Source organism: Candidatus Accumulibacter propinquus, assembly GCF_056856495.1.
Window position 1 is genome coordinate 440,926 of the sequence record NZ_JBSEHC010000001.1, and the last position, 14,355, is coordinate 455,280.

Annotated in this window: 10 protein-coding genes; 1 reads left to right on the forward strand and 9 read right to left on the reverse strand. The window is 62.6% G+C overall.

Going from position 1 to position 14,355, the window contains the following annotated elements:
* The 9 genes from AC15MQ_RS01970 to AC15MQ_RS02010 all read right to left on the reverse strand — a co-directional run bounded on the left by AC15MQ_RS01970 (position 1) and on the right by AC15MQ_RS02010 (position 12,144).
* A complete protein-coding gene (locus AC15MQ_RS01970; protein WP_483079229.1) occupies positions 1-1,743 on the reverse strand; it encodes a DUF1156 domain-containing protein in 1,743 nt (580 codons plus the stop codon).
* Positions 1,744-2,031: 288 nt separating this feature from the next.
* Positions 2,032-3,285 carry an IS4 family transposase gene (locus tag AC15MQ_RS01975; RefSeq protein ID WP_326529172.1) on the reverse strand — a complete coding sequence of 418 codons (1,254 nt, stop codon included), beginning with the start codon at positions 3,283-3,285 and terminating at the stop codon, positions 2,032-2,034.
* Between the two features lie 234 nt (positions 3,286-3,519).
* Positions 3,520-4,563, reverse strand: a complete 1,044-nt coding sequence (locus AC15MQ_RS01980; RefSeq protein WP_483079160.1) for a hypothetical protein — start codon at positions 4,561-4,563, stop codon at positions 3,520-3,522.
* Positions 4,560-8,084 carry a helicase-related protein gene (locus AC15MQ_RS01985; RefSeq protein ID WP_483079161.1) on the reverse strand — a complete coding sequence of 1,175 codons (3,525 nt, stop codon included), beginning with the start codon at positions 8,082-8,084 and terminating at the stop codon, positions 4,560-4,562. Before AC15MQ_RS01985 ends, AC15MQ_RS01980 begins: the two co-directional genes overlap by 4 nt.
* A gap of 26 nt (positions 8,085-8,110) precedes the next feature.
* Entirely contained in the window at positions 8,111-9,004 is an 894-nt protein-coding gene (locus AC15MQ_RS01990) for a WYL domain-containing protein (RefSeq protein WP_483079162.1), read from the reverse strand.
* A gap of 354 nt (positions 9,005-9,358) precedes the next feature.
* Positions 9,359-10,312: a metal ABC transporter substrate-binding protein gene (locus AC15MQ_RS01995; protein ID WP_483079163.1), complete on the reverse strand. Its 954-nt coding sequence runs from the start codon at positions 10,310-10,312 to the stop codon at positions 9,359-9,361.
* 16 nt (positions 10,313-10,328) lie between these two features.
* A complete protein-coding gene (locus AC15MQ_RS02000) occupies positions 10,329-11,210 on the reverse strand; it encodes a metal ABC transporter permease (RefSeq protein ID WP_483079164.1) in 882 nt (293 codons plus the stop codon).
* A complete protein-coding gene (locus tag AC15MQ_RS02005; protein ID WP_287670781.1) occupies positions 11,207-11,986 on the reverse strand; it encodes a metal ABC transporter ATP-binding protein in 780 nt (259 codons plus the stop codon). The genes AC15MQ_RS02000 and AC15MQ_RS02005 overlap by 4 nt, the downstream gene beginning before the upstream one ends.
* A gap of 14 nt (positions 11,987-12,000) precedes the next feature.
* Complete coding sequence (locus AC15MQ_RS02010) at positions 12,001-12,144, reverse strand: hypothetical protein (protein WP_332336260.1); 144 nt, start codon at positions 12,142-12,144, stop codon at positions 12,001-12,003.
* Between the two features lie 264 nt (positions 12,145-12,408).
* Between AC15MQ_RS02010 and AC15MQ_RS02015 the strand changes: the two genes are divergently transcribed.
* On the forward strand, positions 12,409-14,322 hold the full coding sequence (locus AC15MQ_RS02015) for a PhoX family protein (RefSeq protein WP_483079165.1): 1,914 nt from the start codon (positions 12,409-12,411) through the stop codon (positions 14,320-14,322).
* Positions 14,323-14,355: the final 33 nt, after the last annotated feature.

Below are 14,355 nucleotides of genomic sequence, written 5' to 3' on the forward strand. Positions count from 1 at the left end.
TCAAATATCCAACTGCGCCTGCGAGCCGACAAAACCGGCGTCGCCGGCGGCTTGCTCGATGCTTGACCACGCCGTCACCAACTCGTTATAGGCGCGGGCTTCTTCCGCCCAGCCCTTGCGTTCGCACAGGGTATAGAGACGGTAGGCCAGTGCCCGCATCGGTTCGGCTCGGGCCGGCATGCGTGCCAGCAAGGCACCGGCTGCCGATTCACCCTGTTGGTTGAGGGCGCGAATCAGTTGGTGCAAGGCTTCCCAAACCGGCGTGCGGGTATCGGTTTCCGGGCTCCAGTCGGCAGGCAACTCAGCCCAGCGCAGCAGACGCAACTTGCCGGCACCACTCTCGATCACGCCCGCATCCTGCAAACCGCCAACGCTGGTTCCCTTGGCGCGGGCCAGCACGTCGGCTTCGCCGTACTTGCCCTCGGCCCAGCCTTGGGTCTCGAACCAGTGCAGGCAGAACTGCGTGTCGTGGTCGAAATCGTCCTCGGCGAAGAAGCGGTTGATAAGTTGCAATGCGGTGCGCACGCTCATCGGCTTGCCGTCGGCCTCCAGAACGGCGGCGTACTGGCTGAAGATTGCCATGCCGGGGCCGATGATGGCTTGTGACAGGTCGACCGGGGCTACGGGTGAGTTGACGCCACCGAGGGTCATGTCGAGTAGTGCCTCGGGCAGTTGAGCATTGAGTTCGCGCAGGAATTCGCGGCGGCTGACGGTGGCCGCATCTGCGGCACGCTTGCGACAGACCAAGATAATGCTTGAGGCAAGAACGTTATTACCTTGTCCAATCATGCGCCCAGCCCCTTCTGTCCTCATGGGCCAAGTACCAGTCAGGGCAAAACCGGCACGCAATACGGCTTCGAGGAAAGTCTCCCATCCGGTACTGTGGGTGCCTGCCTCGCCCTTGGTTTCGGCTTGTTTGAAGGCGTAATAAATCGTGACCGGAAACGCTGGATGGGCTTGCTCTGCAAGGTTGTGCATGGCACGAGTCATACCATCAAGAAAAAACGCTTCCGCTTCGTCCTTGCCACCGTGCCGGTAAGGCGTTGCTACAAGCTCTTCAGATTTAGGCACTGCCAACGTGGCATAGAGACCAGGGAAAATTGGCTTCAGGCTCTTGCGTAGCCAAACGTAAAAGAAGTCGGAAAGGTCGGCATAGCCAATGTTGTCGTAATAGGGCGGATCGGTCGATACGACCTTGTTGGTGCTTATGCTTTGTGATGACGCGTCCGCTTGCTGAGCGCGGCCTTGTCCAACTCGTGGAAATTCACGAACGGCCATTGCACCTTTGTCAATTGCTGTTTCAAAGCTACCACCTGCATCGGCAAAAGTGTTGGCCTCGGCGAAATCCCAGACCATCGGGATGGCCTGCCGAGCAAAAGTTTCTCGAAAGGCACCTCTATCGTTCATCCATGAAGCTACAGAGGAACCGATATTGCTAATTTTGCTGACGGCAAACGCCAAGTAAACTCCAACCGCCTGCGCATACGCCTTCGCGCCAGCGCCGACTTTATCGAGTGGCAGGTCGTGGTTAATTCGCAAAGCGGCGTTGCCCTGATTTTTTCGCGAGTTATCGTCATGCTCCAACGCTGCGAGCGCGTCCAAGCGACAGCGCTCGATGGCCTCGGTAACCAAATCGGAAAAGGTTGTCAGTGCAACCAGTTGGCGCTGTGTGAAGAGGTCGCCGAACTTGGTTAGTCCGTAGTTCGGCGTTTTGAAGTCGCGTGGGTTGTTCGGAAGCTCCATTTCTGGTGACCATTCCGGACTCGCGCTTTTCGCAATCGCAATCTGTTCTGGGTTCGGCGACAAATACACTCGACCTCGCACGCCTTCCGCCACAATCGCCATGAGGCGCTGCCCCATTCGATCAGCCTTACCTTCCGAGCGAATGTGGTTGTAGTCGATGGGTGACTTCGATAGCAGGCAGATGAAGGCCGCTCGTTTCCCTGCGGTCGTGCCTCCCGCAGCACTGGCCGGAGGTGTTCCCACCCTGACTTTGAATTGATAGGTATCGCCCAACGGTGTCCGGTTGCTTCATAGGTATGCCAACAACAATGGCCTCAACTGGGCCTCATAGAGCGCCTGGGAGGCTGGTTTGTGAAAACAGTGCTTGAAGAAGCGCAGGACTTGGCGGCTCACCTTCGAGGTGTAGCGGAATACCGGGGTGCTCCAGTCGGGGCGATCGGTCCCGTCGGTCGCGGAGGTCTGGCGCCGGTCCTGCTTGCGCAACGCTTTCTCGTCCGCGATTCCGTGCTGGCCCATTCTGCGGTGCAACAGCAGGGCCACCAAGAGGCTGGTGACAATGGCCAGGCGGACCTGATTCTCGATGGCCGCCAGGCTGGCGCCCCAGGCCTTGGCCAGGCTGAAGTCGTTCTTCCAGGTGTCAAAACACTTCTCCTCCTCCCAGCGGCGCGAGTAGAGGAAGGCGATGACGCCGGGTTCGAGCTTGAACTCGTTGGTCAGAAACTCCACGAGATGGCCACGCGGGCTGCGGAAGGTGATCAGGCGCCAGTTTTGGCGGGAACTGCGCAAGGTGATGCGCAGATCCTTGAGCACCCCTTCGTTAGTCGGCACGTCCGCCACCGGCAAGGGCTCGGTGGACTCGATGCACAGGCTGCTTTTCATGCGCGTGATCAGGGTCATGCCCAAGCGCTTTTTCCGGCTATCCCAAAACGCCGCGTCGATGAACGCGCGGTCGACCAGCCACAGCGCACCCTTGTGACGGGTCATGGGTTGCGCGGATTGATCGTAGTCGCGCAACAGCGCCGTCTCGTGGCGACTGCGGGTATCGACGTGCACGTCGGTGGGACAACCCAGGCGCACGTCGTAGAAGCTCAACAGCGCGTGTCCCTTGGGATTGTCCTCGCCGCCCTGCCGGGGCGTACACCGCCCGTAGTGTGCGCTTTCGCTCTGATACGTCCCATCCATCGCATACACCGGGCGCCCTTGCAGGGCAGGGAATTGCGCCAGACGATCCGGCAGCACCGCCCGTGCCTCGCCGAGCAACGGCGCCATCGCTGCCTGCAAGACTGCGCGGCGGTGGCGCGAGGACAGCGCGTCCGACCAGGTGGAACGTGCCAGCGGGGCGCGCAGCGCCGTTCCCGGCTCCCAATGCAGCAGCGACTGCACCTGCTCGCGCAGCGTGCGCATGCCTTGCAGGTGGCGCAGTACTCCCAGGCCGATAAAATCCGCCATGCTCAACACCCGCGATACCGTGTCGGTACCGCGTATCTGCGCCAAGGCACGAGCCACCGGCGCCAACAGTTCTCCCAAGACGGTTTGATTCATGAGGCTGTCCATGACTGCAGTTAATCGTTCGGTATCCACGCGAGGCTCCAATAAGCTGTTGTTTATACAGCATAAATTGAGGGCATTTTGCTAAACCTGTGTCAAGTGTTTTTTGCGATATTTTTGAAAATATTTTTCCGTCCCATGATCTGTTCCATAGGGAGCGTAGATTGCGCACCGGCCTTTTCCTATTAAACGATCCCATTATCTGCGTATAGCGGGGCTGACGCTGTCTCATGGGCAAGCTTGCCTGCTTCGGCTTGAATCACAGCCGGACACCGTTGTGTGTTCCATATCGCCGGTATTCGGCTCGTTGCACCACTCACAGCGCTCGACGTGATCGGTCCAGTCAAAGCAATTGGCGCAGAAATAGATGTCTCCACGCTTCACGACTGTGTGATACCCATCGCAGCTTGCACAGTTGGCAGGCTCCCAACGGTCGTCACCGTCTGCGATGCCCATGTGTGCCGCATCGTGATCGGTCAGCGCGTTCACCAAATCGTCGGGATCAATTGCCCCACCACAATGCTCGCAGGTCGCATATCCCTCGTTCGCGATGACGATAGGTTGGTCGCAGTGCGGGCAAGCAATCGCTACTTGAATCTCGGTGTGGTCGCACACCAAGCAGCGCAGAGATGCAATCTGGTCATCGACAGCATCCGGCACGGCTGCCTTGAAACCGCAAGCACTGCATGCCTTCGGTCTGTTGCCCGCCTTACGCGCTGCATCCAGGTCGGGCTTAATCGCCTTGAACTTAGCACTCAGGTACTTTCGATGCGCCTTCATCGCCCGATCCGCCCGCGCTATGTCATCGCGAAAATCCCGGAAATATCCTTCCCAGCGGTTCAACAGCCGATGCAGATGAAACCAAGAGCGGCAATGCTCCGCGACGATTTTTGCCCTTGCGTCGCCATCGTTTTCCACATCAGCATGGAAGAAATGGATCATCTTGTTACGGTGATTAGCCAAGGTGCGGAAGCTGTTGAACGCATCGTCAGCGATATCCTCAACCGCAATGTCCCGAATACGAGTTCGCGCCTCATCCATCGTGACTGATGCGAAGTCGCCTGCCATGAACTTTCCAAGATTGGCCTGCTCAGGCTTGGAAACGATCAGCGACCAGTGCTCCACCATCAGCCGGGCCTTGAGCAGCATCTCCACCGCAGCACAGAAGTGGATAACCGAGTACTTGGGAGCCTTGTCAAAGTCGTCGATGGCGCGCTTCAAGAAATCGAAGGCATTGCGGGCCAAGGAATCAAAAATGTCGTGCTGCTTCATACGACACGCTCCGCTTTCGCAAGTAACTGATCGAGGTCCAGATTGATGCTGGTCACCGCCCAATCCGGTTCTTGCGTGAAGGGCTTGGTGACGTAGTACGGGCCTTCATGGCTATTGCCATCGACAATCACAATGGCGAGGACGAGTTTGTCCTGCTGGTTGAGGCAGTAAAGGATTTCGTTGCGGGTCACGGTGATCGTGCTTTGCCCCTTGGCTCGCCCCTTCACTTCGATATGTCGCGAGGCCGGCAGCTTGCCGTCGATGGCTTTCGGCAGGCTGGTCAGGTCCCAGCCACATTTCTCGGCGGATACGTCGATGACCTCATGGCCGAGGGCGCGCTCGGCATCCATGACGGCTTTCATGGCGACGGCCTCGACGCGTGCACGTGCATCGGCATCAGCGGTCCAACCGGGCTGGCCTTTGCGCTGTGCCAACAAGCCAGCGGGAATGACCAGCGCACCACCGACGACAACGGGCGTTGCCGAAACCACGTGGCGCATGGCGAGCAATTCTTTCTCGCGAGACTCCCGCCGGGCGGTCAAGTCGTCGATGGTGCGGCGGACGTTCTCAAGCGTCAGACGAACGTCCTTGCCGGCGGCAATGTCGTCTTGCAGCTTGATGTAGCGATCCGACCAGAAGTTGATTTCCTTCACCAGCCGCTCATGAACGGCGGCCAGGGTCTTGTCGACGCTCTTCTCACGGCGCGTGCGCACCTCGTCGAAATGCTCGGGCACCAGATGCGTCGAGGCGTGGGCCAACGCCTGCTGTTCGAGGTTCTGTGTAATCCACGGCGCAGCGAGTACGTCCTCGATCAGCGACATGTCGGCTTTGCCGATGGGTTCAAGGTCGAGGTGCGGTGCCCAGCCGGCGTTGATGGCGCCGCCCTGCGGGTCGATTTCGACGAACTGCATGCGGCGGGAAACCACGTGTGCAGCTTCACCCCCCTCCTTGACCGAGTGGTCGATGATGAACATGACCTTGGGCGTCAGGCCCATATCACCGGCGTCGACGAGGATGGCGCCTTGCTTGAGCTTGTTGCGATGAAGCTCCAGCACAAGGTCGGTCACGGACTGCATGATCGGGTGACCGGGATGCACGAGGCTCGCCATCGGTGCGCCGATTCGGTCGGTCAGGCGAACGTATTGCTTCTCGAAGCAAACGCGCTCGTAGCGGCGCAGCACCGGGTCGGCGTTGCGACGGTCACGCCCGGTGATTTGGCGGTCGCGTTCGCGGATGTTGGCCGGTACGTGCGTGATTTCGTAGCGGCCTTGCTCGCGCAGCTTGAGGTCGCCGCCGAGTTTCTGGAAGGCTTGATTGAAGAAGGAACGAATGAAGTACGGTTGCAGCTTGCGCGCCTCCGCTTTCTCCATTTCCTCCTTGACCGCGAACAGGCGCTTTTCGTCCATGACCTCTTCGCAGAGGGCGTTGCGCTTGATGATGGCTTCGAGGTGCTGGGTGTCGAGTGCGCCTTCGACCTTGCGATGCAGGCGGGCGCGAATCTCGGGGTCTTCGCCGTAGCGGATCGCTTCGATGAGCAAGTCCTTCAGGCTCTTGTCCTCGAAGACTTCGCCAAGGATGTCGAACACGCGACCGCCCAAGGCTTCGCGCTCGACTTCCAGCTTCTCGAACAGGCGCTGGAATACGTCGCCCTCGCGGGTTTCAGCGGCGACCATGTTCCACAGATGACAAACCTCTGTCTGGCCGATCCGGTGAATACGGCCAAAGCGCTGTTCAAGGCGGTTCGGGTTCCACGGCAGGTCATAGTTGACCATCAGGTTGGCGTTCTGAAGGTTCACGCCTTCGCCGGCGGCATCGGTCGCCAGCAGTACCCGCGTGGGCGGGTCGTTGCGGAATAGCTCCTGAACCTTGCGGCGCTCTTCACGTTTGACGCCGCCGTGGATCATTACGACAGATTCCTCGCTGCCGATCAGGCCGCGAATCTTGACGGCGAGGTAGTTGAGCGTGTCCCGGTGCTCGGTGAAGATGATGAGTTTGCGCTGCCGGCCATCGGCATCGCGCATTTCCGGCGTGTTCTGTAGCAGCTTGGAGAGTTCGTCCCACTTGCGATCCTGGCCGGAATGCACGACTTGCCGGGCCTGTTCCTCCAAGCCTTCGAGGATGATGATCTCGGCTTCGAGTTCCTGAATGGTTTGCGCCGCCGTGGCCTGATCGACGACGGCTTCCTCGAAGTTTTCGTAGTCATCTGGCGACAGCGAATCGGCGGAGTCCCAAATATCGTCGGACACATTGCCGAAGCCGTTCGGTCCCACGGTTTCGGCGAGGGACTGCCCGCGCTGGCGCAGCTTTTCTTCTTCGACCCTGCGCTTGAGCTTGTTGCTGCGGCGCTTGAGTGACTGGTAGATCGCCTCGGGACTCGACGCCAATCGACGTTGCAAGGCCGTCAGCGCGAAGCCGACCGTGCCCTTGCGTTGGCAGTCGAGCTTGTCGGCCCGATTCATTTCCTCTTTGACGTAGTCGGTAACGGCGCTGTACAGGGCCGCTTCGGGGTCCGACAGCTTGTAGTTGGCCGTTCGCGCCCGACGCTCGGGGAACAGTGGCGAACCGTCGAACTTCAGCAGATCTTCCTTGACCATGCGGCGCATGAGGTCGGTCACGTCAACCTTGTGCGCGCCGTCACGGAACTTGCCGTAGAAGCGGTTCGAATCCAGCAGCGACATAAACAACTGGAAGTCCTCTTCCTTGCCGTTGTGGGGCGTCGCGGTCATCAGCAGGAAGTGACGGGTGATCGAGCCGAGCAGTTCGCCCAACTGGAAACGCTTGGTTTTGTTGACCTTGTTGCCGAAGTAGCTGGCCGAGAGCTTGTGCGCTTCATCGACGACGATCAGGTCCCAATGCGAGAGGCGCAGCTTTTCTTGCAGGTCTTCGGCGCGGGACAATTGATCGACGCGGGCAACCAGCAGGTCGATGTCGTCGAAGGGGTTGCCGCTGCGCGACTGTTCGACCTGTTCGCGTGAGAACAGCGAAAACGACAGGCCGAACTTCTCGAACATTTCATCCTGCCACTGCTCGACGAGACTGCCCGGCGCGACGATGAGAACGCGTTTGGCGTCGGCCCGCATCAGCAGTTCGCGAATGAAGAGGCCGGCCATGATGGTTTTGCCGGCGCCGGGGTCGTCCGCCAGCACGTAGCGCAGGGGCTGGTGCGGCAGCATGGATTCGTAAACAGCGGTGATCTGGTGCGGCAAGGGTTCGACGTTGGACGTATGCACGGCCATCATCGGGTCGAACAGGTGCGCGAGATTGATCCGGTAGGCTTCTGCCGCCAACTTGAATTCTTCGCCGGGGGCATCGAAGGCCCACGGGCGACCGGCCTCGGCGAGTGACAGCTTGGCCTCGTCGGTGCGGAACAGCATGCGCTCGTGCAGCTTGCCGTCCGAGGTCTTGTAGTAGAGGGTCAGCGCGTTGTCACCGACCGGCTCTGTCGTGACGACGCGAACGACCTGACCTGGCTCGATGCCGGAGATGGCCGCGTTCTTCTTGATGTCTTCAAGCTTGAGCATGTAATTGGTGTCCCCGCGCGATGCGCTCAGGCTTTCTCCGATTGTTCGTAGCCCGGCGCCAGCACCAGATTGGTCACGCCATAGAGGGCTTGCCGGTTGCGCAGCCAAAGGTGGAACTCGGAGCCGCGCAGGCTATGGTTCTCGGTGCAGTCGACGTTCCAGCGACGCAGCAGGTAGCCGGCGAGCGCTGCGCGAATCAGCACCTTGAGTTGCCCATCCTCCATGCCGTACTCGGCCTCGATGGTGTCGGGGTGCTGCACGTTGGCGGGATGTGGAACCAGTTCGAGGTCGACGATACGGTTCCACTGGTTGTCGCGGGCCGGGATTTCATGCTCGCCAACCTCTCCGGTCAGTACCTTGGCGTCGGCGATACGTGCCAGAACGAAATCGCGGAACTCGCCGCTGCGTCGGTCAAATGCCCGAACGTGCCAGCGCTGGCCGTTGTCGGCCAAGGCGAACGGCACTATCTCGCGTGTGGTGAGGCCGCTGGTCAGCGCACGGTAGGAAATCTCGACCGGTGACTTGCTGTAGATGGCTCGCGTGACTACCGACAGGGTATCGAGGTCGATCTTGCTCGATACGACCATGCCCTCACAGGGGAACGGCGAGCGTAACCGTAGCGGCTCGGCGTCGCCAAATCCTTGCGACAACCAGGTCAGCACGCGATCCGCCGAGAAGGCGAATACCGGGCGGAACCACTCGCCGCAGCGATACGCCTTGCTCTTGGCGTCGTAGTCGAGGTTGCGCGGGGCCAAATTCTTGTACGCACCGAGGTCTCGCGTCGCGGCTGCCGTCTGGATGCCGAAGCGGGAAACAAGGTCTTGGCGTCGAAACTCCCCGACGAAGCGCAGCCGCAACTCGATGAACGCTAGGCGGTCACGCTGCGATTGGGTCAGTTCCGACAATTGCTGAGTGGTCATGCTGGATGGTCTCGTGGCAGTCGAAGGGCAGCATATCCGCTCCGTATTGATAAATCAATGCGACGTAAAATGATCTTGATACGGGATTTTTTAGATTCCTGCTGCGGCGTCAGTCCGGGAAGCAATCGCGGCATTTCGGAGCAGCCACCCCCAGCGGCTGCCCATCGGCCCGGAGAAAATTCTCCAGTTTTCAACGAGCGGGAGCATTTTCCATGGCGGAGATCCGCGTGGTGACGGCACTGATCAGCAAGCGCGCCGAACTGGCTGGGCTGCTGATCGAGCATCTTCAGAAGGAAATGGGCGTCTGGCGGGTGATCTGGCCCGCCTTGACGCCACCCTCAAGCTGTTATCGCCTTATTCGGCAAGCGCCGTGGCGAGGGTGTGCGCGTTCTGGCGCATCATGCCCAGGTAACTGTCTGCCGGACTGCCGCGCTTCGACAGGGAGTCGGAGTACAGCGTGCCGCCGATGCGCGCGCCCGATTCACGGCTGATGCGCTCGAGCAGGCGCGGGTCGGCGATATTCTCGATGAACATCGCCTTGATCCTTTCCTGTCGGATTTGCCGGATCAGGGCGCCGATGTCGCCGGCCGAAGGTTCGGCGTCGGTGCTGATGCCGACTGGCGCGATGAAGCGGATGCCGTAGGCGCGGCCGAAATAGGCGAAGGCGTCATGCGAAGTGACGACCTTGCGCTTCTCAGCCGGCAAGGCGCCGAAGGTGGCGCGCAGTTGGCTGTCCAGGGCGCCAATTTCCTTGTTCAGACGGGCTGCGTTGGCCTGGTATAACGACCGGTTGTCGGGGTCGGCGTCGCCGAGTGCGGCGGTGATGTTGTCGACGTAGCGACGTGCATTGGCCAGATCCTGCCAGGCGTGCGGGTCGAGGTCGCCGGTGTGATCGTGCGACGCGTGCTTGCCGGGCTGCGGGCGTGCCTGCCGCAGCGTATTGACTCCCTGGCTGGCGACGACCAGCTTGCCGCGATAGCCGGAAGACTTCACCAGGCGGTCGATCCAGCCTTCAAAACCGAGTCCGTTGACCACCACCAGTCGAGCGCGTGAAAGTGTCTTGGCGTCGCTCGGGGTCGGCTGGTAAACGTGCGCGTCGGCACCGGGGCCGACCAGCGTGTAGACCTGCACACGCTCGCCGCCGATCTGCTGCGTGAGGTCGCCGAGAATGCTGAAGCTGGCGACCACCGCCAGCGCTTCGGCAGCCGCAGCCTGGCCGGCCATACCGGCGGCGGCGATGGCCAGCAGCGTGCTCGCCGCCAGCCGGCGCAGGGTGTTCCGGAAAGTGTCGTGCAGCGTCTTGCGCATGGTCTTCCTCCAGGGTTCAGCGTTCGAAATGCCAGTTCGACCGCCAACGGCTGGCCAGCGGTCCGAGCGGTCCGATCGCCAGCGACAGCAGGTACGCGCCACCAAGCGTCAGCACGATCGCCGGGCCGGCCGGCAGATTGGCGTAGTACGACAGCAGCAGGCCGATCAGTGAGCCGCTGAAGGCGATGACCACGGCGATCAGCAGCAGCGGACCGAGGTTGCACACCCACAGGCGCGCGGCCGCCGCCGGCAGGATCATGATTCCCACCGCCATCAGCGTGCCGAGCGCATGGAAGCCGGCGACCAGGTTGAGCACCAGCAGCACCATGAAGCCATAGTGCGCCACCGGTGCGAGGCGGCTGATTCTTGCCAGGAACAGCGGGTCGCAGGCTTCGAGCGCGAACAGGCGCAGGCCGAGGGCGAGGGCGACGACCGACAGCGAGGCGAAGCCGGCGAGCAGCAACAGCGCCGCGTCGTCGAGCGCGAGCACGCTGCCGAACAGCACATGCAGCAAATCGACGCTGCTGCCGCGCAACGAGATGATCAGCACGCCGGCCGAGAGTGAGAGCAGATAGAAGGTGGCCAGGCTGGCGTCCTCCTTGATCACCGTATTGCGCGCCACGCCGCCCGCCAGAACTGCCACCGCCAGGCCGGCGACCAGACCGCCGAAAGTCATTGCCGGCAGCGACAGACCGGCGATCAGATAACCGACCGCCGCGCCCGGCAGGATCGCATGTGACATGGCATCGCCGGCGAGGCTCATGCGGCGCAACATCAGGAAGACCCCGACCGGCGTCGCGCCGAGTGACAGCGCCAGACAGCCGGCCAGAGCCCGACGCATGAAGCCGAACTCGATGAACGGTGAGAGCAGCGGCAGTGACGACAGCATCTCGCTCATGCGCCCTCCCGATCGGAGCGGCAGACCGCGGCGTGGGGATCGTCGCCGCGACCTTCGGCGATCGCGCGGGCGTGCTCCAGGTTGGTGTCGCTGAGTACGCCGGCGGTGTCGCCACGGGCGATGACTTCGCGCGCCAGCAGCAGCGTTTCGGGGTATTCCTGGCGCACGTGTTCGAGGTCGTGCAGGACGGCGATCACCGTCCGGCCTTGCGTGTGCCATTGCCTGACCAGCGCCGCCAGATCGCGGACGCTGGCGGCGTCGATCGCCCCGTAGGGTTCGTCGAGCAGCACCAGCGGTGCATCCTGGAGCATGACCCGCGCGAAGAGCGCACGCTGCAACTGGCCACCCGAAAGCGAGCCGATCGGACGCGTCTCCAGTCCACTCAGGCCGACATCGTCGATGGCCTGCGCGATGCGCTGCCGGCGCGCGCGGTTCAGTCCGGCAAAAGCGCCCATCTCGCGCCACAGGCCCATGGCCACGAAGTCATGGACGATGATCGGGAAACTGATGTCGAGCGTTGCCTGCTGGGTCAGGTAGGCGATCTGCCGGCGGTGCACGCCGTGCAGTTCGATGCGGCCCTGCAGCGGACGCAACTCGCCGGCGATACCCTTGAGGAGCGTCGACTTGCCGGCACCGTTCGGGCCGACCACGGCCAACAGGCTGCCGGCCGCCACTTCGCCGCGCAGGTGGTGCACCGCCGGGTGGCGGTTGTAACCCAGCGTCAGGTTGTCAAAACGCACGACTGCCGGTGCGCGCACAGCGGCTGGCCGGGGCATGGGCAATCGAGCGTTCAATCGAGAGCCCAGAGCACGGTGGTCCACAGCAGCAGCAGCGCGCCCGCGGCCCAGAGCAGCCGCGCGGCAGCGCTGGCGCAGAGCACCGGATTGGCCTGTGGGTTCCTCGCGGAATGGCGCGGCGGGACGACTGAAGGCATCGGGTTATCGGCGAGCGCAGTGGGCGGTGGGGTCGATGAAGAGCGCGGATCTTGCCTCGTTCGCCATCCAAATGCAACACTGTTGCGAAATGTGGCGGGATTTCCGGCACTCCCGGCAGCATCCCGTCCGACCAGGAGCGCTGGAGTCGTCGGTGGCCGCAGCACACTCGGCACGGACTTCCCCAACCGGGCCGCGGCGTCGCCATCACAACGCTTCCCTGCGCGATAATCCACCCTTCCGCCCACGAGAAAACAACGCCGGTCATGCCCGACGATCCGATCAGCAACGACAGCACGAACCCGCACTTCGAGCAACTTCTGGTCGCGTCTTCGACGCTGTCGGCGAGGCGTCGCCGCCTCCTGCAACTGGGACTCGGCAGCGCGGCCCTGCCGTTCCTGGGGCTGCCGCAGCGGGTTGCGGCGAGTGCTCAGCCCGGCATGCGCTTCCAGCCTCTGGCGGCGTCGAGTGAAGACCGTGTGCGCGTCCCCGAGGGCTACCGCGTGCAGATGCTCTACGCCTGGGGTGACCCGGTTTCGGACGCTCCGGGCTTCCGGGGCGATGCCGGCAACAGCGCCGCGGAACAGGCCGAGCAGGCCGGAATGCATCACGATGGCATGCATTTCTTTCCCTTCGTCAGGCACGGCCAGCCGTCGTCCACGCACGGCCTGTTGTGCGTCAACCACGAATACACCGACGAGGGCCTGCTGCACCCGGATGGGATGGCCGACTGGAGTCATGCCAAGACGCTCAAGTCGCAGCATGCGCACGGTGTTTCGGTGATCGAAGTCGAACTTGCAGGGAGCGGCAGGGACCTCGCCTGGCGGGTGCTGCGGCCTTCGGCATACGCGCGGCGGATTACCGCGCGCACGCCGATGCGCATCGACGGTCCGGCGGCCGGCGCAGCCGCCATGCGCACCCGTGATGACCGCCGCGGCAATGTCGTTTTCGGTACGCTCGCCAATTGCGCGATGGGTGTAACCCCCTGGGGCACCTACCTGAGCTGCGAGGAGCATTTCAACGCCTGTTTCAAAGGGCTCGACCAGCCGACCGCGGCGCAGCAGCGTTATGGCCTGCGTGAGCGGGGCGGCGGAATGCGCTGGCACGAGCATGACCGCCGCTTCGACGTGGCCAGCGAGCCGAACGAGGCCAATCGATTCGGCTGGGTGGTCGAGATCGACCCGTGGAACCCCGCCAGCGTCCCGGTCAAGCACACGGCGCTAGGGCGTTTCAAGCACGAAGGGGCGATGCTCACGCTGGCCGGCGATGGCCGGGTGGTGGTCTACATGGGTGACGACGAGGCCTTCGAATACCTCTACAAGTATGTCTCCAGGGATCGATTCGACGCGAGCAGGGCCGGCGGCAGCCTGCTCGCCATCGGGACCCTGCACGTCGCCCGTTTTGGCGCCGACGGCCGGGGTCACTGGATTGCGCTGCAACTCGGGCAGAACGGCCTCACCCAGGCCAATGGCTTTGCCGACCAGGCCGATATCCTGATCCGCACCCGTCAGGCGGCCGATCTCGTCGGGGCGACGAAGATGGATCGTCCGGAGTGGCTGGCGGTCCATCCCGGAAGCGGCGAGGTTTATTGCAGCTTGACCAACAACCGTCAGCGGGTCGACGTTGACGCCGCCAACCCGCGCCGCGGGAATGTTTTCGGGCACATCATCCGCTGGCGCGAGGAGGGGGGTGACGCGGCTGCCGGCAGCTTCGGCTGGGACATCTTCGTTCTCGGTGGGGACCCGCAGCACGCCGACCCGGAGAAGCGGGGCAACAGCCGCGGCGACGCCTTCGGCAGCCCGGATGGACTGTGGTTCGACCGTGACGGCCGCTTGTGGATCGCCACCGACGTTTCCGGCAGTGCCATGCATCGTGGCGACTACGCGCGCCTCGGCAACAACCAGTTGCTGGTCGCCGATGTGGTCAGCGGCGAAGTCAGGCGTTTTCTCACCGGGCCCAGGGGCTGCGAGATCGCCGGGCCGACGGCAACGCCGGACGGTCGCAACCTGTTCATCAATGTGCAGCATCCGGGCGAGCTGCCCGGCGGCCGCTCCGACCCGACCAGGCCGCTGGCTGGATCGGGTTGGCCGGCGAGCCAGTTTGCCAATGTCACCGGCGGTCGACCACGCTCGGCGACGATCGTCGTCAGACGCGACGATGGCGGCATGGTCGGCGTTTGAGTCGGGCTCGGCGTAGCGTCTGACCCTGGCGGG

Excerpts from the sequence above, each read along its gene's own strand:
- AC15MQ_RS01975 (WP_326529172.1), bottom strand. The coding sequence starts at position 3,285 with ATGAATCAAACCGTCTTGGGAGAACTGTTGGCGCCGGTGGCTCGTGCC.
- AC15MQ_RS01985 (WP_483079161.1), bottom strand. The coding sequence starts at position 8,084 with ATGCTCAAGCTTGAAGACATCAAGAAGAACGCGGCCATCTCCGGCATC.
- AC15MQ_RS02005 (WP_287670781.1), bottom strand. The coding sequence starts at position 11,986 with ATGCCCCGGCCAGCCGCTGTGCGCGCACCGGCAGTCGTGCGTTTTGAC.
- AC15MQ_RS01990 (WP_483079162.1), bottom strand. The coding sequence starts at position 9,004 with ATGACCACTCAGCAATTGTCGGAACTGACCCAATCGCAGCGTGACCGC.
- AC15MQ_RS01995 (WP_483079163.1), bottom strand. The coding sequence starts at position 10,312 with ATGCGCAAGACGCTGCACGACACTTTCCGGAACACCCTGCGCCGGCTG.
- AC15MQ_RS01970 (WP_483079229.1), bottom strand. The coding sequence starts at position 1,743 with ATGGAGCTTCCGAACAACCCACGCGACTTCAAAACGCCGAACTACGGA.
- AC15MQ_RS02000 (WP_483079164.1), bottom strand. The coding sequence starts at position 11,210 with ATGAGCGAGATGCTGTCGTCACTGCCGCTGCTCTCACCGTTCATCGAG.
- AC15MQ_RS02015 (WP_483079165.1), top strand. The coding sequence starts at position 12,409 with ATGCCCGACGATCCGATCAGCAACGACAGCACGAACCCGCACTTCGAG.
- AC15MQ_RS02010 (WP_332336260.1), bottom strand. The coding sequence starts at position 12,144 with ATGCCTTCAGTCGTCCCGCCGCGCCATTCCGCGAGGAACCCACAGGCC.
- AC15MQ_RS01980 (WP_483079160.1), bottom strand. The coding sequence starts at position 4,563 with ATGAAGCAGCACGACATTTTTGATTCCTTGGCCCGCAATGCCTTCGAT.